This is a genomic window from Nocardia goodfellowii, assembly GCF_017875645.1.
Taxonomy (GTDB): domain Bacteria; phylum Actinomycetota; class Actinomycetes; order Mycobacteriales; family Mycobacteriaceae; genus Nocardia; species Nocardia goodfellowii.
In genome coordinates this window covers 3,669,561-3,686,804 of the sequence record NZ_JAGGMR010000001.1, presented here as the reverse complement: position 1 = coordinate 3,686,804, position 17,244 = coordinate 3,669,561, and the positions used below count along the sequence as shown (strand labels likewise).

The 17,244-nt window shown below is 68.6% G+C and carries 17 protein-coding genes; 9 read left to right on the top strand and 8 right to left on the bottom strand.

The window, feature by feature from the left end; all coding sequences use genetic code 11:
- Positions 1–74 precede the first annotated feature (74 nt).
- Together BJ987_RS16785 and BJ987_RS16780 are read left to right on the top strand one after the other, a co-directional pair.
- Positions 75–1,304: an MFS transporter gene (locus tag BJ987_RS16785; protein ID WP_209890640.1), complete on the top strand. Its 1,230-nt coding sequence runs from the start codon at positions 75–77 to the stop codon at positions 1,302–1,304.
- Positions 1,301–1,840: a GNAT family N-acetyltransferase gene (locus BJ987_RS16780; protein WP_209890637.1), complete on the top strand. Its 540-nt coding sequence runs from the start codon at positions 1,301–1,303 to the stop codon at positions 1,838–1,840. Before BJ987_RS16785 ends, BJ987_RS16780 begins: the two co-directional genes overlap by 4 nt.
- Before the next feature lie 8 nt (positions 1,841–1,848).
- On the opposite strand, the gene BJ987_RS16775 is transcribed toward BJ987_RS16780, so the two are convergent.
- The 3 genes from BJ987_RS16775 to zapE form a co-directional block, all read right to left on the bottom strand.
- The gene (locus BJ987_RS16775) at positions 1,849–2,604 is read right to left on the bottom strand and encodes an alpha/beta fold hydrolase (protein ID WP_209890634.1); all 756 of its coding nucleotides are present in this window, start codon (positions 2,602–2,604) and stop codon (positions 1,849–1,851) included.
- Positions 2,605–2,668: 64 nt separating this feature from the next.
- Positions 2,669–3,454, bottom strand: coding sequence for a tyrosine-protein phosphatase (locus BJ987_RS16770; protein ID WP_209890631.1), 786 nt, complete (start codon positions 3,452–3,454; stop codon positions 2,669–2,671).
- 42 nt (positions 3,455–3,496) lie between these two features.
- Entirely contained in the window at positions 3,497–4,516 is a 1,020-nt protein-coding gene (gene zapE / locus BJ987_RS16765; RefSeq protein WP_209890628.1) for a cell division protein ZapE, read from the bottom strand.
- Positions 4,517–4,551: 35 nt separating this feature from the next.
- Here zapE and BJ987_RS16760 point away from each other — a divergent pair, with 35 nt between their 5' ends.
- From BJ987_RS16760 to msrB, 4 genes are all read left to right on the top strand, one after another.
- On the top strand, positions 4,552–5,313 hold the full coding sequence (locus BJ987_RS16760) for a pyrimidine reductase family protein (protein ID WP_209890625.1): 762 nt from the start codon (positions 4,552–4,554) through the stop codon (positions 5,311–5,313).
- Between the two features lie 67 nt (positions 5,314–5,380).
- Entirely contained in the window at positions 5,381–6,943 is a 1,563-nt protein-coding gene (locus tag BJ987_RS16755) for an alpha/beta hydrolase (protein WP_209890622.1), read from the top strand.
- A 51-nt stretch (positions 6,944–6,994) separates the two neighbouring features.
- Positions 6,995–8,329: a glycosyltransferase family 87 protein gene (locus BJ987_RS16750; protein WP_209890618.1), complete on the top strand. Its 1,335-nt coding sequence runs from the start codon at positions 6,995–6,997 to the stop codon at positions 8,327–8,329.
- A complete protein-coding gene (msrB, locus tag BJ987_RS16745; RefSeq protein ID WP_209890615.1) occupies positions 8,326–8,757 on the top strand; it encodes a peptide-methionine (R)-S-oxide reductase MsrB in 432 nt (143 codons plus the stop codon). Before BJ987_RS16750 ends, msrB begins: the two co-directional genes overlap by 4 nt.
- Positions 8,758–8,850: 93 nt before the next feature.
- On the opposite strand, the gene hemQ is transcribed toward msrB, so the two are convergent.
- From hemQ to hemE, 3 genes are all read right to left on the bottom strand, one after another.
- Entirely contained in the window at positions 8,851–9,546 is a 696-nt protein-coding gene (gene hemQ / locus BJ987_RS16740; RefSeq protein ID WP_209890612.1) for a hydrogen peroxide-dependent heme synthase, read from the bottom strand.
- Between the two features lie 169 nt (positions 9,547–9,715).
- A complete protein-coding gene (locus BJ987_RS16735) occupies positions 9,716–11,062 on the bottom strand; it encodes a protoporphyrinogen oxidase (protein ID WP_209890608.1) in 1,347 nt (448 codons plus the stop codon).
- A gap of 69 nt (positions 11,063–11,131) precedes the next feature.
- Positions 11,132–12,202: a uroporphyrinogen decarboxylase gene (gene hemE, locus BJ987_RS16730; RefSeq protein ID WP_209890606.1), complete on the bottom strand. Its 1,071-nt coding sequence runs from the start codon at positions 12,200–12,202 to the stop codon at positions 11,132–11,134.
- Positions 12,203–12,408: 206 nt separating this feature from the next.
- Between hemE and BJ987_RS16725 the strand changes: the two genes are divergently transcribed.
- Together BJ987_RS16725 and BJ987_RS16720 are read left to right on the top strand one after the other, a co-directional pair.
- A complete protein-coding gene (locus tag BJ987_RS16725) occupies positions 12,409–12,960 on the top strand; it encodes a DUF3000 domain-containing protein (protein ID WP_245367123.1) in 552 nt (183 codons plus the stop codon).
- 22 nt (positions 12,961–12,982) lie between these two features.
- Positions 12,983–14,260, top strand: coding sequence for a ribonuclease D (locus tag BJ987_RS16720; protein ID WP_209890600.1), 1,278 nt, complete (start codon positions 12,983–12,985; stop codon positions 14,258–14,260).
- On the opposite strand, the gene BJ987_RS16715 is transcribed toward BJ987_RS16720, so the two are convergent.
- Positions 14,257–14,658: an SRPBCC family protein gene (locus BJ987_RS16715; RefSeq protein ID WP_209890597.1), complete on the bottom strand. Its 402-nt coding sequence runs from the start codon at positions 14,656–14,658 to the stop codon at positions 14,257–14,259. The genes BJ987_RS16720 and BJ987_RS16715 overlap by 4 nt on opposite strands.
- Before the next feature lie 161 nt (positions 14,659–14,819).
- On the opposite strand from BJ987_RS16715, the gene BJ987_RS16710 reads away from it, so the two are divergent.
- Complete coding sequence (locus tag BJ987_RS16710) at positions 14,820–15,152, top strand: hypothetical protein (RefSeq protein ID WP_209890593.1); 333 nt, start codon at positions 14,820–14,822, stop codon at positions 15,150–15,152.
- Here the strand turns inward: BJ987_RS16710 and dxs are convergent, their stop codons facing one another.
- Positions 15,153–17,051: a 1-deoxy-D-xylulose-5-phosphate synthase gene (dxs, locus tag BJ987_RS16705; protein WP_209890590.1), complete on the bottom strand. Its 1,899-nt coding sequence runs from the start codon at positions 17,049–17,051 to the stop codon at positions 15,153–15,155. It lies immediately after the preceding gene.
- Positions 17,052–17,244 lie beyond the last annotated feature (193 nt).

The window sequence follows — 17,244 nt, the reverse complement described above, 5'->3', positions numbered from 1 at the left end:
TAGTCCACGCCGCGCACAGGGAGAGGTCTGCCGATTCCGCGGCAGTGCGTGGTATCGGCCGCTACCCTCCGGAAATGAGCTCCATCGCCCCGATCCTGCGGGGTGCCAGAATCGCGAATTCGTTCGCGTTCGCGCTGCAGGGTTTCTTCTTCGCCGTCGTGCTCACCGAATTGCCGCAGCAGAAGGACAAATTCGGCCTGTCGGACGGGTTGATCGTCGGATCGGTGGTGGTGGTCTCGTTGCTCGCGGGCGCGGGCAGCGTGGCGGCCGAGCAGTTGGCCCTGCGGTGGTCGAGCCGGACCACGCTGCGCATCGGCCTGTTGCTGATCGCCGGCACCGGCACCGCGATCGCCCTGGCGCCCAATACACCAGGACTGCTGGTGGCGCTGTGCTGTTACGGGATCGCACTCGGCATGGTCGACGCGAGCACGAACATGCAGGCGGTCTTCATCCAGCACGGATATGGGCGCTTCATTCTGGCGTCGTTCTACGCGGCCTGGAGTGCGGGGTCGATCGCCGGTGCGCTGTTCGTTTCCAGCTTCGAGACACTCGAGGTGGGACTGCGGACGTCACTGCTGAGCGCGGTGGGCGTGGTGCTGGTACTGGGACTCGCGCTCGGCCCGCGCCTGCTCGACGCCGATCGGGCCGAGACAGGCCCGCAAGAGTCCGCAGCCGGTGTGCGCGCCGCGGCCGAATCCGTCGCGCTGCGGGCCTATCTGGCCATCGGCATCGTGATGGCGCTGGTGTTCGCCATCGACTTCTCCGTCGGCAACTGGTCGGCGCTGTATCTGGAGGGCGACGACCTGAAGTCCAGCTCCGCGACCGCGGCGCTGGCTTTGGCCGCCTATCAGGGCGCGTCGCTGCTGGCCCGGCTCACCGGTGACATCTGGGTGCGCCGCTTCGGACCACGCAGTGTCGTGCGGGTCGCGGCGTGCGTCGGCGTCGTGGGGCTCGCCGTCGCGGTTGTCGCACCCAACCCCGCCACCGCGATCGGTGGATTCTTCGTGGCCGGCCTCGGATTGCCGGTGCTCGCGCCGCTGTGCTTCAGCGAGGCCGGACGGCTGACCAGCGGGCGCGCGCTGGATTCCCTCATCGCGCGGCTCAACCTGTTCAACTACGCGGGCACACTGGTCGGCGGCGGCGTCATCGGAGCGGTCGCGGCCGGGTTCGGGCACCGCGCCGGATTCGTCATCCCGACGGTGTTCGCCGCGATCCTGATCGTGCTGGCGAGTGTGTTCCATTCTCGTCCGGAAGGGACCGAGCGTCTCGATGACGATCACGGACGTGCTGTACTGGAGGAATGAGTCACTCACCGGTCATCGTGGACCGGGCCGGACTGTGGGACGCGGAAGCCCTCAGTGACGTTGCGGCCGCGACCTTTCCGCTCGCGTGCCCGCCCGACGCCACCGCCGACGATATCGACATCTTCATCACCGAAGTGCTTTCCGGGGAACGGTTCGGCGAATACCTCACCGATCCCGCCCACACCGTGCTCAAAGCCTGCGCGGACGGGAACATCGTCGGTTACGCCATGCTGCACGCGGGCGTCCCGGCCGACCCGGAGGTCGCGGCCGCGGTGAACCTGAGCCCGGTGGTGGAAATCAGCAAAATGTATGTGCTGCCCGGACACCACGGCAGCGGCATCTCCACGGCGCTGATGCGCGCGTCGCTGGAGCGGGCCCGGGAAGAGGGCGCGGCCGGGGTCTGGCTCGGGGTTAACCAGAGCAACGAACGCGCCCAGCGGTTCTACACCAAGCACGGGTTCCAGCGTGTCGGCACGAAGACGTTCATGGTCGGGCGGCAGGTGCACCACGATTTCGTGCTGCGGCTCGTTTTCTGACAGCGGCGCTAGTTCTTCAGGAAGTCGACCAGCGCCGCGGAGAAGCCCGGATCCGCTACGGCCATCAGGTGATCGCCCGGCACGACGACGGCGCGACCGTCGGGTAAGGCCGCGGCGAGACGTTCGGGTTCGGCGGCGAACGGGTCGGCGTCACCGGCGAGAACCAGCGTGGGGACGGTGATGTCGTCCAGTGTTTTGATCGGCTCCTCGTCGAGTCCCCGCGCGACCGCTTTGATCGCGTCGACATCGGCGTGCACCGCGTCGGCGAGCACTCGGAACATCCGGGCGACGGGCGGCGCCCCGGCTCCGTCCCCGGTCATCGCTTCCTGCAGGTCCGCGACATCGACGACGCGCCGGTCGACGCCACCGCAATCGATGACACCCGACCCGATACCGCCCACGACCAGCTTCCGTACCCGCGCGTCCGAGGCGGCGACCAGCAGCGAGATCACCCCGCCCATCGAATAGCCCACCTGCGCAACCTGATCCAGTCCCAGCTCGTCATAGAGCGCGCGCACGTCCTTGGCCATGGCCGCCCAGGAGTAGCGGCTCGCGTCGTGCGGTTTCGCGGAACGGCCGTGCCCGCGTGCGTCCAGGGAGACCACGGTGTGTCCAGCCGCCCGCAATGCGCGGACCACGCCCATCCCGATCCAGTTGGCGCCGGTATCGGCGACTATGCCGTGCTGCAACACAACCGGGGTGCCGTCGCCGTCCCACACGCGATAGCTGAGCTCCAGCCCGTCCCAGGTTTCGAACTTCGTCATGTCCGCAGCATAGTGACGGCGATCTCGTCGCGTTCCGCACCGAGTGCTACCGCGAAACCGCCACTCAGACGAGCAACTTCGCTTTCAGCGCCGCCACGTCGGCGTCGCTGAGCCGCAGGCCCTCGCGCACATAGTTGTCGAAGCTGCCGTAGGACTGGTCGACCTGATCGAACGCGCCGTCCAGCCAAGCCTGCTGCACGCCGTTGAGTCCGTCGCCTTCGGCGGCGCCGCGATACACGTTGGACAACAGGTAATCCTGGGTGACGGTCTCGCGGTCCACGCCGAGGATGGTCAGCAGCACCGCGGCGGCCCAGCCGGTGCGGTCCTTGCCCGCGGTGCAGTGGAACAGCACCGCGCCGTCGGCGGTGTCGATGATGTCGCGCAGCACCGTGGCGAAGGCGGTGTTCGCCCCCGGGGCCGTGATGAACGCGCGGTACAGGTCGTCACCGCCGGTGAGGGTGCTCATCATGGTCTGCGGCGGAGCCTGGCCGATGACGTCGACCCAGCGTTCGGTCGCGCCCGCGGGCACCCGGTCCGGCGCCAGGGCCCGCTCGTAGACCGTGCGCAGGTCCTCGACGACGCGCACCGTGCCCAGCGCGGCCAGATCCGCCGGGGTGGCGTTGTTCAGCTGCCCCGTGCGAAACACCGAGCCGGTGCGCACCAGACGCCCGTCGACGGTGCGGTAGCCGCCCACGTCGCGACCGTTCTGGACACCGGTCAGGTGCAGCGAGCGGTCGAACTCGGTGGCCGCGGCCGGCGCCGCCAGCGTAGTTCCGGCGACCGGCCCGAAGGCGATGGCGAGGCCGGTGGCTGCGGCGACACAGCCGCGGAGAACACGATCTCGAGACACGCGGGAGTCCTTACGTCGAGTCGGGCAGGGGCAGCCGCTGATTCACGCCTTCGCGGCTTCGAACCGGGACAGCGCGAGCAGCCGGGAGATCGCGCGCAGATACTTCTTACGGTAACCGCCGTCCAGCATCTCCTGGGAGAAGATCTCGTCCAACTTGGCGCCGGACACGGTGACCGGAATGCTCGCGTCGTAGAGCCGGTCGGCGAGCACGACGATGCGCAGTGCGACGGCCTGGTCGGTGACCGGATGCACGCCGTTGATGTAGACCGCCGAGATACCGGAGATCAGCGCGCCGTACTTCGACGGATGCAGCGTACTCAAGTGCTTCAGCAGTTCGTCGTAATCATCGAGCGTGGAATGCGGTGTGGCGCCGGCGCGTTCGGCCAGCGTCTCGGGCGAGGTCGGCTCCGGGGCGGGCGGCAGATCGCGGTGCCGGTAGTCGGGCCCGTCGACCCGCACGGACTCGAAGATCGCGCCCAGCTTCTTGATCTCGCGCAGGAAATCCTGTGCGGCGAAACGACCTTCCCCGAGCTGGCCGGGCAACGTGTTGGAGGTCGCGACGATGGAGACGCCGCGCGCCGACAGTTCGGTCAGCAGACGCGAGACCAGCATGGTGTCGCCCGGATCGTCGAGCTCGAATTCGTCGATGCACAGCACGCTGTTGGCGGACAGGCGTTCGACCGCGTTGTTGAAGCCGAGCGCGCCTACCAGGTTGGTGACCTCGCCGAAGGTGCCGAAGGACTTGGGCGCGGGTGCGCTGTGGAAGATCGACGCGAGCAGGTGGGTCTTGCCGACGCCGAACCCGCCGTCGAGATACAGTCCCGCGCCGCTGACCTGTTTCTTCTTCCCGAACAGGCTCTTCTTGTTGGCCGCCTTGTGAATCGCGGCCACCTGACCGGCGAACTGCTCGGCCTTGGCAACCGCGGCGGCCTGGCTGGGCTCGTTCGGGTCGGGAATGTAGGAGGCGAAACTGACCTCATCGAACATCGGGGGCGGGACCATCTGGGCGACGAGTTGGTCCGCCGGCACCTCAGGGTGACGGTCGACGAGGCGTTCCTGCATGGACAAAGCGTACGGACGTGGTGTGATCGGTAGTCATGCAGCGTATCCCCAATGCGATCCAGCTCACAGAACTCGACCCCGACGGCTTAGCGGAGCTCTACGCCTACCCGACCAGCCTCGATGAGCCCTGGGTGCGGGCGAACTTCGTCGCCAGCATCGACGGCGCCGCCACGGCGGGCGACAAGTCCGCGGGCTTGGGCACCCCGGCCGACAAACAGGTGTTCCTGCTGCTGCGCGAGCTGGCCGACGTGATCCTGGTCGGCGCGGGCACGGTGCGCGCCGAGAACTACGGCGGCGCGCGCACCGACGCGCGACGCCGGCGCGCGCTCCACGGTCGAAGCTTCGGCGGGCACCGGGACGGGTCGCCGCCGCCGATCGCCGTGGTCACCGCGAGCGCCGCGCTGGAACCCGGCTGCCGGCTGTTCACCGACACCGAGGTACCGCCGTTGATCATCACCACCGCCACCGCGCCCGCCGACCGCAAACGCGCGCTCGCCGACGCGGGCGCGGAGGTGATCGAAGCGGGGGGTGTGGCCATCACTCCGAAGGCGCTGCTGAACGTGCTGGCCGAGCGCGGACTGCATCGGGTGCTGTGCGAGGGCGGGCCGCATCTGTTCGGTCAACTCCTGGAAGCCGACCTGGTCGACGAGCTCGCCCTGACCACCGCGCCGTTGCTGATCGGCGGCACCGCGCGGCGAATAGCGTTGTCCGCGCACGAGTTCCAGTGCGCGATGAGCCGCCGCCATCTCCTGCTCGACGAGGACGGCACCATTCTCACCCGGTGGGTCCGGCGCTGACCCGCGGTGCGCGCTCAGGCCGTAGCGCACACCGCCACCGGATACCGCCTGTGGCAGGCTGTATCGCATGCGCTGGACTCGAGCCGCCGTAGTGGCCTCGACACTGTCGATCGTTCTGACCGGGTGCGGGGCGGGCCCCTCCGACCGCCCCGGTGTCGCCGTCGAGCGTCCGGCCGTCGGCGATGCGGCGACCACCTCGAAAGCTCCGGTCGCACCGCCGAAACAGGCCACGGTGCCCAAAACCGATCTGAGCTGGCGCGAATGCACCACCCCGACGCTGAACCTGCTCGGCCTCGGTCCGGCTCCCGCGGGCTTGGTGCTGGAGTGCGCCGAGTACTCCACCCCGATCGACACCCAGGGCACCGTGATCGGCAGTTTCCGCACCGGCGCCATGCGCGCGCGGGTGCCGCAGACCCCGCCCGACGCGGCGCCGCTGGTCCTCACCTCGGGCACCGACCGCTCCTCCACCGCGACCCTGGCCGGGCTGGCGGTCGGCAGCGGCGGCGCCGGTCTGCTCACCACGCGGCCCATCGTCGCGGTGGACCGGCGCGGCCTGGGCACCTCGCAGCCGGTCGATTGCCTGCCCGCCGAAATCCGCCGCGGACTCGCCGACAACGGCCAATTCGACGCGGGCGCGGGCAATCCCGCCGAGGCGATTTCGGCGCTCAGTCAAGAAGCCACCATTTCGTGCCGCGACTTCCTGCAGCCCTACGAAGGCCTGTTCGACGCACCGCACGCGGCCGACGACATCGAGCAGTTGCGCAAACAGTGGCAGGTCGACAACATCGATCTGCTCGGCACCGGCAACGGCGCCAAGGTCGCGCTCAGTTACGCGCGCAAATTCGGTGATCACCTGTCCCGGCTGGTGCTGGACTCCCCCGAAGCCGTCAACACCGACTCCGTCACCCGCGAGGAACAGCGGCTGCAAGGCGCCGAAGCGGCGCTGACCGCGTTCGCGCAACGCTGCAAGGCGATGAACTGCTCGCTCGGCGCGGACCCGCGCGCCGCCATCGCCGACCTGGTGAACAAGGCGAGCACGGGCGGGCTCGGCGATGTGTCCGCTAAAGCGCTGCTCACCGCGATCACCGGTTTCCTGGGCAGTCCGCGCGCCGATCAGTCCAACCGCGTCACCGAACTCGCCGACGCGCTGTCGGCCGCCGGCCGCGGTGACGGCGCCGCGCTCGGCAATCTGATCCTGCGGGAATCCGCGGCCACCGCGAGCGACGGGCAATTCGTCAACCGCTGCACCGACACCCAGCAGCCGCCGACACCCGGCAAGGCCACCGAGCTCGCCATGTTGTGGGCGCAGAAGTACCCGGTGTTCGGCAAGACCGCGGCCCTGAGTCTGCTGGATTGCTCGGCATGGCCGGTGCCCTCGCCCGCGCCCATGCCGGAGAAGCTGGATCTGTCGGTGCTGGTGCTGAATTCGGTCGCCGATCCGGTGAAAGGCAACGGCGGCACGGCCTCGGTCACCGGCGCGCTCGGCGCGGCGGGCGCGCGGCACGCCACCGTGAACTGGCAGGGCTGGGGGCACCCGGTGTTCACCCACTCCGGTTGCGCGCAGCGGTCGCTGCTGGAATACCTGGCCGAGGCCAAGCTGCCCGCGGACGGTACCGCCTGCCCGGCTTGATCTTCGGGCAGACTCGAACAGCCGCCCGGCAATTGCTCGCCGCCGAATCCGGTGTACGGTGCGCCAGTGTTACTTCGACAGATCGAGCCACGCACCGCTCGTACTACCGCCGAGGTGATCAAGTTCGCATTGTGGCCGATTGCGGTCATGACCGTGCTGAACCGGGTCTTCATCAAGGCTGTCAACGGATTCGTCACCGATGATTTCCGGCCCGTGTACGACGCTTCCTTCGCGTTCCTCAACGGCCGCCCGGTCTACACCGCGAACTTCGACTCTGTCGACCCGCACTACCTGTACTACCCGAGCGGTACGTTGCTGTTCGCGCCGGTCGCGATCATCGACTACGAGAAGGCGCGCTGGCTGTTCATCCTGTTGAACGTCATCGCCATCCTGCTCGCCTGGTATCTGCTGTTGCGGCTGTTCAAGTACAGCGTGAAATCCGTTGCCGCGCCGGTGTTGCTGCTGGCGATGTTCATGTCCGAGACGGTCACCAACACGCTGGTCTTCACGAACGTCAACGGCTGTCTGCTGCTGTGCGAGTTGCTGTTCATCCATTTGCTGCTGGCACGCCGCGATCTGTGGGCCGGCGTCATCATGGGTTTGAGCATCGCGGTGAAACCGACGCTCGCCCCGATGTTGCTGATCGCACTGGTGCGCGGTCAGTGGAAAGTGTTCCTCACCGCGATCGGCGTGCCACTGGTGTTGAACGCGATCGCCTGGCCGCTGATCAAAGACCCGATGGACTTCGTCCGGCGCACCCTGCCCTATATCGGGCACACCCGGGACTATTTCAACAGCGCCATCGAGGGCAACGCGGCCTACTATGGCCTGCCCGTCTGGCTGACCTGGAGTATCCGGCTGGCCATGGGCGTCGTCGTCGCGCTCACCTTGTGGATCCTGTACCGGTACTACCGCGAGGACGAGCTGTTCTTCATCACCACGTCCTCCGGCGTGCTGTTGATCGCGTCGTGGCTGCTGCCCTCGCTGGGCCAGATGTACTACTCGATGATGGTGTTCCCGTTCATGATGTCGGTGGTCTTGCGCAATTCAGTGCTGCGGAACTGGCCGGCCTGGCTGGCGGCCTTCGGGTTCCTGTCCTACGACAAATGGCTGTCGGACCGCTGGCAGAGCATCGGACGCGATCTCGAATACCTGCGCATCACCTTCGGCTGGGGGCTGATGCTGCTCGTGGTGTTCTGCGTACTGGGTGACCGATACCTCAACGCACGCCGTGAAGGGCGGTTGGTCGTCGGGCAGAGCCTGGATCCGGCCTGGATGAAGCACGCTCCGGACTCCCGGGACCAAGCCGAGGATTCCGAGTCTGTTCGGGGTGCCGCTAACGGGTCAACCGCCTCTAGCGAGAAACGTATTAGCGTGGAGCCATGAGTTCCGATCTTCCTGAGCCGCGGATTCAGCTGACGCCCCAGGAGTGGAAGGCGAAGCTGAACCCCGATGAGTACCGGGTCCTGCGTGAGGCGGGGACCGAACGACCCTTCGTCGGCGAGTACACCGACACCAAGACCGAGGGCGTCTACACCTGCCGGGCGTGTGACGCCGAACTGTTCCGCAGCAGCGAGAAGTTCGATTCGCACTGCGGCTGGCCGTCGTTCTTCGATCCGGCCAAGTCCGACGCGGTGATCCTGCGTCCGGACGATTCGCTGGGCATGCACCGGGTCGAGGTGCTGTGCGCGAACTGCCACAGCCACCTCGGACACGTTTTCGAGGGCGAGGGCTACAACACGCCCACCGACCAGCGCTACTGCATCAACTCGATCTCGCTGCGGCTGCACCCCTCGGACACCGCAGCCGACTGAACCGGCCGTCCGCGCTGCGTGCAGCGTACGGCTAGCGACACGAAACAGGCATGCCCCGGGATTTCGGGGCATGCCTGATTTCGCGACCGACGGTCAGGGCAGGGCTTCGATGAGCTTGGCCACCTCGACCCGCGGCCCGGTGTAGAACGGGACCTCTTCACGCACGTGCAGCCGCGCCTCGGTGGCGCGCAGGTCGCGCATCAGATCGACGATGCGGTGCAGTTCCGGAGCCTCGAAGGCCAGGATCCACTCGTAGTCGCCGAGGGCGAACGAGCTCACGGTGTTGGCGCGCACATCGGGGTAGCCGCGCGCGGCCTTGCCGTGATCGGCGAGCATCTTGCGGCGCTCGTCATCGGGCAGCAGGTACCACTCGTAGGAGCGCACGAACGGGTACACGCAGATGTAGTTACCCGCGTCCTCGCCCGCGAGGAACGCCGGAATGTGGCTCTTGTTGAACTCGGCCGGGCGATGCAGCGCCACATTGCTCCACACCGGGTTACTGGCCCGCCCGAGTTCGGTGGTGCGCCGGAAATCGGCATAGGCGGCCTGCAGGTCCTCGACGCGCTCGGCGTGCGTCCAGATCATGAAGTCGGCGTCGGCTCGCATCCCGGCCACGTCGTAGAGCCCGCGCACCACGACGCCCTTGTCCTCGAGCCCGTCGAAGAACGCCTGCGCGTCGGCGATCGCCTTGGCCCGATCCTCCCCGAGCACACCCGGTTTCACCTGGAACACCGAGAACATCAGATACCGGATGCTGGAATTGAGGGCCTGGAAATCGAGTCGCGCCATACCCCCATCGTGCCACTGCGCCACCTGGCGACAGTTCCCGGCTCCCCGGGTTTCCCAGGCGGCGTATCCAGTCCGCCGAGTGCTCGCACGCGAGCGGTCCCCGCGGAAGCACCTCTGGTCCGGGCGGCCGACGTCGGTCCTGCTGGCCACCCGAGGCTGACGCGCGCGGCTAGGACAATCGCGCGGCGATCCGGCGGGCGGCGGCGTCGCCGGACGCGACGCAGGCGGGCACGCCGACGCCGCGCAGGTAGGCGCCGGCCACGGCGAAATTCGGGAGTTCGGCGGTGGCGGCTTCGATTTCGGCGACGCGGTCGGTGTGGCCCGGAGCGTATTGGGCCAGGCCGCCGGGCCAGCGCTGGACGGTCGCGCCGAGCGGCTCGATCGGGATACCGGTGACCTGGGCGAGATCCTCGGCGGCGACGGTGGCGAGTTTGTCGTCGGGCCAGGACAGCGTGGCGTCGTCGCCGAACTTGCCGAACGAGACCCGGACCAGCGCGGAGGCACGCGCGGCCAGATGCGGCCACTTGCGGCTGGAGAGCGTGAAAGCCTTGGCGCGCAAGGACTCTCCGGTGGCGACGAGAATGCCGGAATTGTCGGGAAGCGGGGTGTCGCGGGGTAGCGCCAGGGCGACGACCACCGAGGACGACAGTTCGATACCCCCCGCGGCCGCCGCGGCGGCGGGGGCGAGAGTGCGCAACAGCCGGGCGGTCACCGGGGCGGGTGTCGCGAGCACGACCGCGTCGACCGTGCCGAACGGATCGAGCACCCAGCCGTAGCTCGACCGCGCCAAGCGGGTGGCCGGTGTTCCCGTGACGACGCGCGCGCCGGACTTGGCGATCAACGCGTCGATCAGCACCCGGTAGCCGTCCCGGATGCCGCCGAACACCGGCGCGTTCGACGGCGGCGGTGTCGCGGCGGCCACCGCGTGGGTGAGACTGGGCGCGCCCGCGTCCAGGGCGGCGGCCAGCGTCGGCAGCGCCGCACGGACACCGATGGAACGCGAGCTGCCCGCGTAGACCCCGCCCAGCAGCGGGTCGACGCTGCGTTTGGCGACCTGGGCCCCGAAGCGGTCGGCGATCAGGCTGTAGACGTCGATATCGGAGTCGGCGTACCAGGCGAACGGGCGCTTGGTCTCACCGTCGATCCACGCGAGGGTGTCCTCGTCGACGAGTCCGCGCATCTGCTCGGCCCGAGTCGGAATGCCCATCAGCGTGCGCTCGGGCAGCGAATGCGCGACACCGCCCGACCAGAGCAGCGGGCGCTTACCCGCGGGCAGCACCAGCTGGGTTTCCAGTCCGAGTTCGCGCAGCAGCTGCGGCACCTCCGGGCGACGGCCGACGAAGGCCTCGGCACCCAGATCCAAAGGCTCCCCGGCTACTTCACCGGTGTGCAGCACCCCACCGACCCGGTCGGCCCGGTCGGTCACCACGATGTCGGGTCCGGGACCGAGCGACGCCCGTAGCCGGTACGCGGCCACCAGCCCCGTGATTCCCCCGCCGACGACCGCGATTCTCATGGTTGCGACGGTATCCCTCGCCCGGCCGGGCGCCGCCGTCCGGTCCGCATCAGCGTTGTCCGGCTCACATCACGCGGTCGGCGCGGGCAGGCTGTGGATCAGTTCGACGGTCGCGGTGATGACGCCCGGGTCGGTCTCCGGCATGACGCCGTGACCCAGATTGAAGATGTGCCCCGTCGCGCCCAGGGTGACCGCTTCGTCGGCTTCGCGGCAGATGCGGCGCACCTCGGACTCGATCGCCGCGGCACCCGCGAACAGGACGGCCGGATCGAGGTTGCCCTGCAACGCCTTTCCGGGACCGACCCGGCGCACGGCCTCGTTCAGCGGCACCCGCCAGTCGACGCCGACGACATCCGCGCCCGCCTCGCCCATCGCACCCAGCAGTTCGCCGGTGCCGACACCGAAGTGGATCCGCGGGACGCCCGCGTCGGCGAGCTCGGCGAAGACACGCTCGGAATGCGGCAGCACGAAGGTGCGGTAGTCGGCCAGCGACAGCGCACCGGCCCAGGAATCGAACAGTTGCATCGCGTCGACACCGGCGGCCAGCTGCGCTTGCAGGAACGCGATGGTGATGTCGGTGAGCGCGCCGAGCAGTTCATGCCACGTCTGGGGGTCGGCGTGCATCATCGCCTTGGTCCGCTCGTGATGCTTGCTCGGCCCGCCCTCGACCAGATACGACGCGAGGGTGAAGGGAGCGCCCGCGAATCCGATCAGCGGGGTGTCGCCGAGCGCGGCGGTGAGCAACCGGACGCCCTCGGTGACCGCGCCGACATCCTCGGGGCGCAACCGGGGCAGCGCTCGGACATCCGCGGACGTGCGGACCGGTGCGGCGACGACCGGGCCCACGCCGGGCACGATGTCCAGATCGATCCCCGCGGCCTTCAACGGCACCACGATGTCGGAGAACAGGATCGCCGCGTCCACGTCGTGCCGGCGAATCGGCTGCATGGTGATCTCGCAGACCAGTTCCGGATCGAAGCAGGACTGCAGCATCCCGATGCCCTTGCGCAGCTCGCGGTACTCGGGCAGGGAACGACCGGCCTGGCGCATGAACCACACCGGCCGCCGGCTGGGCGTGGCGCCGGTGGCGGCGGCCAAGAACGGGGCATCGGTCAATCGGCGGCGGGTGTAGGTAGTCATCACCGCGAATGATATCCATCCGGCCGAACACTCACACCACGCGAACGCCCTATCGCGAACCGCTTCCTGTGCGGCGCGCCTCCCTCGGGGTTGGGGGCACACGGTCTACCGTCGCTTCCGTGACACCGCTCGACTTCCGCGACGGCGCCGCATCGACCGAGGGCTCCCCCGCCGAACCAGCTGGATTTCGAGCCGCGGTCGCTGCGATGGGCACCGCATCCGTGCACCCCCGAATCGAGCTCGCGCCGATCCGGCCGCCGCAGCGGCTCGCCCCGTACTCCTATGCCGTCGGCGCCGAAGTCAAACACGCCGAAACCCCCAATGTGCCGGTCGATTCCGAGGGCGACGCGTTCGGCAGGCTGATCCTGCTGCACGATCCCGACGGTGACGACGCCTGGCACGGCGTCTTCCGGCTGGTGGCCTACATCCAGGCCGACATCGACGCTTCCCTGGCCGGCGACCCCTTGCTGCCGGAGGTGGCGTGGAGCTGGCTGGTGGACGCGCTCGAGTCCCGATCCGAGCCGTTCACGGCGCTCGGCGGCACCGTCACCTCGACCAGTTCGGTCCGCTACGGCGATATCGCGGGCCCGCCGCGCGCGCACCAACTGGAGTTGCGCGCGTCGTGGACCGCGACCTCCACCGAGATGGCTCCGCATGTCGAGGCGTTCTGCGAAGTTCTGGCCTACTCGGCGGGTCTGCCCCCGGCCGGAATCACAGATCTTCGACCGGACTCGCACACCAGCGACGAACAGAGCTGACAGCAACGTAAAGTGCACGTCTATGCCGGTTGTTGACGAGCCCATCGAGGGGCGCAGTGTGGAAGAAGATACAGCGGAACCACTGCTCGCTCCCACCGATGGTGTGCCGCCGGTTCTCGTGACTCCCGAGCAGGTGGCCGAGGCCGCGGCGTCGCTCGCCGCGGGCACCGGCCCGCTGGCGGTGGACGCCGAACGCGCTTCCGGCTTCCGTTATTCGGCTCGGGCCTATCTGATCCAGTTGCGCAGGGCCGGTGCGGGCAGCTTCCTCATCGATCCGATTCCGGTGACCGACGCGCTCGGCCCGCTCGCCGCGGTGATCAACGACCTCGAATGGGTGCTGCATTCCGCCGACCAGGACCTACCCGGCCTGGCCGAGCTGGGTTTGCGCCCGGCCCGCTTGTTCGACACCGAATTGGGCGGCAGACTCGCCGGATTCGAGCGAGTCGGGCTGGCCGCGATGGTGGAGAAGCTACTCGGACGAGCGCTACGCAAGGGTCACGGCGCCGCCGACTGGTCCACCCGCCCACTACCCGACGAGTGGCTGAACTACGCGGCTCTCGATGTGGAACTGCTGCTGGAACTGCGCGACGAGGTCGCCGCCTCGCTCGAAGCGCAGGGCAAGACCGATTGGGCGGCACAGGAGTTCGAGCACATCCGGACCAGTGAACCGGCCGCCCCCAAGGCCGATCGATGGCGGCGCACCTCCGGCATCCACACCCTGCGCAAGGCTCGGCAACTCGCCGTGGTGCGGGAGCTATGGATCGCGCGGGACACTCTGGCCCGCGCCCGCGACGTCGCCCCGGCCCGCATCCTGCCGGACGCGGCCATCGTGTCCGCCGCGACGGCCGACCCGCGCACCATCGCGCAACTACGCACCCTGCCGGTGTTCGGCGGCCCGCGCCAGCGCCGCTACTCCCGCGAATGGCTGGCCGCCATCGACCGCGCCCGCGCGCTCCCCGATGACGAGCTACCCTCGCTCACCCAAGCATTCGAGGGCCCGCCCCCGGTGAACCGCTGGGAGCGACGCGACCCGATCGCCGCCGCCCGGCTGACTCGGGCGCGCGCGGCGATGGGTGAACTCTCCACCGAGCACGCCATTCCGGTGGAGAACCTGCTGTCCCCCGACCTGGTGCGGCGGCTGTGCTGGGACGGGCTGCCGTCCTACGACCGGGTCGGCACCCCCGACGACCTGGCCGCCGCGATCGACGGCTTCCTCAAGTCCGGTGGGGCGCGGCCGTGGCAGCGCGAGCTGTCGGTGCCCGTGCTGACCGTCGCGTTGACGCCGCAGCAGGCCGACTAGCCTTCCACCGTCTGCTTGAACAGCGCGATCCCGCGCTCCATGATGGGGGCGAAGGCAGCGGCGAGCTCGGCGGGCAGCACATCGTGCATCCATACGAACCGGCTGTGCCCGTTGTCCAGCGGGAAGACCTGCATGCTCGCGGTGTCGTGCGCCGGGGTGACGCTGTCACCGATCACCGAGAAGGCGAACCGATACTCAGCGGCGTCGTAGGAGATGAGCCGCTCGCGCACCACCGCGCCGGTGGCGAAAGTGACTACGCGGACGTCGGGTTCGGCGAGCCTGCTGTCGGTCACGAAACCCGGTCCCATCAGCACCGGCCCCTTCTCGAAGTCCGCGATGACCGCCCACACTTCCTCGGCCGGTGCTTCGATGACGATTTCCTTCTTGACCCAAGCCATGCCCGTTTCTCCTCCACTAGGTAGCAGAAACGGTACGGCGTCGAGACGCCACGCGCAGCGTTTCCGAACGATCGTTCGGACTATTATGCCATCGCATCGCCGTTTATGCCCCAGAATCCTGGGGGTCGCCCGCGAGTCCGGTCCGCGTTAATTTCGAGCCCATGATACGAATCCCACGATTCACCGGAATCGCCGCCGCCACAATCGGATTGACCATAGCCCTGGGCAACCCCGGCATCGCGCAAGCCGGTGACTTCGGCCTGGATGGCGTCGCCCCGGCCTGGTTGAATTGCTCCCTGGTGTGGCACGACCAGAACACCGCCGGTATCCGGTGCGACGGCGGATCGTTCCTGCCGACAGCCCATTGCGCGAACGGCCAATTGCTCAGCGGCGCGCCGGCGGCAGCCGGCGCCACCTCCTATGTCTACTGCACCTCGGTCAATTCCATGCTGCGGCAACCGGTGCTCTGGGACGCCATACCGGCCGTGGCCTGATCAGCTCGCGTCGAGCCAGCCGCTGATCCGCCGTGCGATATCGGGAGCGGTCAGGCCGAGCTCCTGGTGCACCGAATCCCTGGACGCGTGGTCGAGGAACTGCTGCGGCACACCGAGATCCCGCGTCGGCACGTCCATTCCGGCGGCGCGGATGCGGGCGGACACGGTCGAACCGATACCGCCGTGCAGGCCACCGTCTTCGAGGGTGACCACCAGCCGGTAGTTCTCGGCGAGCTTGACGATGGTGTCCGACACCGGCAGCACCCAGCGCGGATCGATGACTGTCACCGAAATGCCCTCCGGCTCCAGCACTTCCGCGACGCGCATCGCCGTCTCCGCGAACGGACCGACCGCTACCAGCAGCACGTCACCGCGCGCGGTCTGCGCGGAACCGCCGTCGGTGGCGGCCAGGCGCAGCACATCGACGCCGTCGAGCCGTTCGATCGCCGAGATGTCCTCGGCGACACTGCCCTTCGGGAACCGGATGACGGTGGGCCCATCATTGACGGCGAGCGCCTCGGACAGTTCCGCACGCAGGGTGGCGGCATCGCGCGGGGCGGCCACCCGGATACCCGGCACGATGCCGAGCAGCGAGAAATCCCACATGCCGTTGTGACTGGCGCCGTCCGGGCCGGTGATGCCCGCCCGGTCCAGCACCACGGTGACCGGCTGCTTCAACAACGCCACGTCCATCAGCAGCTGATCGAAGGCGCGGTTGAGGAAGGTCGAGTAGATGGCGACCACCGGGTGCAAGCCACCCAGCGCCAGGCCGGCGGCCGAGGTCATGGCGTGCTGCTCGGCGATACCGACGTCGAACATGCGCTCCGGGAAACGCTCCCCGAACGGCGCGAGACCTGTCGGGCCGGGCATGGCGGCGGTGATCGCCACGATGTCGTCGCGGCGTTCGGCATGGGCGATCAGCTCGTCGGAGAACACCGCGGTCCAGCCCAGCTTCTTCTTCCCGGCGAGCGGCCGGCCGGTGAGCGGGTCGATCGGGTCGCAAGCGTGCATCTGGTCGGCCACGTGATTCTCGGCATGCTCGTAGCCGCGGCCCTTCTGCGTGACCGCGTGCACCACCACCGGGCCGCCGAAATCCTTGGCGCGCCGCAGCGCGGCCTCTACCGCGACGATGTCGTGGCCGTCGACCGGGCCGACGTATTTGAGCCCGAGATCACTGAACAGCTCTTGCGGGCTGACCGCATCTTTGATCCCGGCCTTGACCGCGTGCACCATCGAGTACGCCGACTCTCCCACCCGCGGGATGCTCTTGATGAAGCGCTTGCCCGCGTCCAGGGCGTGCTCGTAGGCGGGCTGGGTGCGCAGGGCGGTGAGCCGGTCGGCCAGGCCGCCGATGGTCGGGGCGTAGGAGCGCCCGTTGTCGTTGACCACGACGACCACCGGACGATCCGTCCCGGCGGCGATATTGTTCAGCGCCTCCCAGCACATTCCGCCGGTCAGCGCGCCGTCACCGACCACCGCGACCACGTGGCGGTCCTGCTCGGTCAGCGCGAAGGCCTTGGCCAGCCCGTCGGCGTAGGACAGCGCGGCCGAGGCGTGCGAGGACTCCACCCAGTCGTGCGCGCTCTCGGCGCGGCTCGGGTAACCCGAGAGCCCGCCCTCTTTGCGCAGCGAATCGAACTGGTCCTTGCGGCCGGTGAGGATCTTGTGCACGTAGGCCTGATGCCCGGTGTCGAAGATCAGCGGGTCGGCCGGCGAGTCGAAGACCCGGTGCAGCGCGATGGACAGTTCCACCACACCGAGATTCGGCCCGAGATGACCACCGGTGGCCGCGACCTTCTGGACGAGGAACTCACGGATCTCCGCCGCCAGTTCGCGTAGCTGCGGCACGGTCAGCTCACGCAGATCTTCGGGCGTATCGACCCGGGAAAGCACTCCCACCTGAACTCGCTCCCTCCGGATAGCGCATCTGATCCGATCAGTCTACGGAGCAGTAGCGGTGCCCTCGCTCCACATCAGCCTGTCACCAGCGGTCACGGCCGCGAAATGTGAGTCTCCACACGAATCTACGCGCTGCGGCCCGGCCCACACGGTACTCGCTTCGCTCGGGGACGATCACGCGATCTCATCCGTT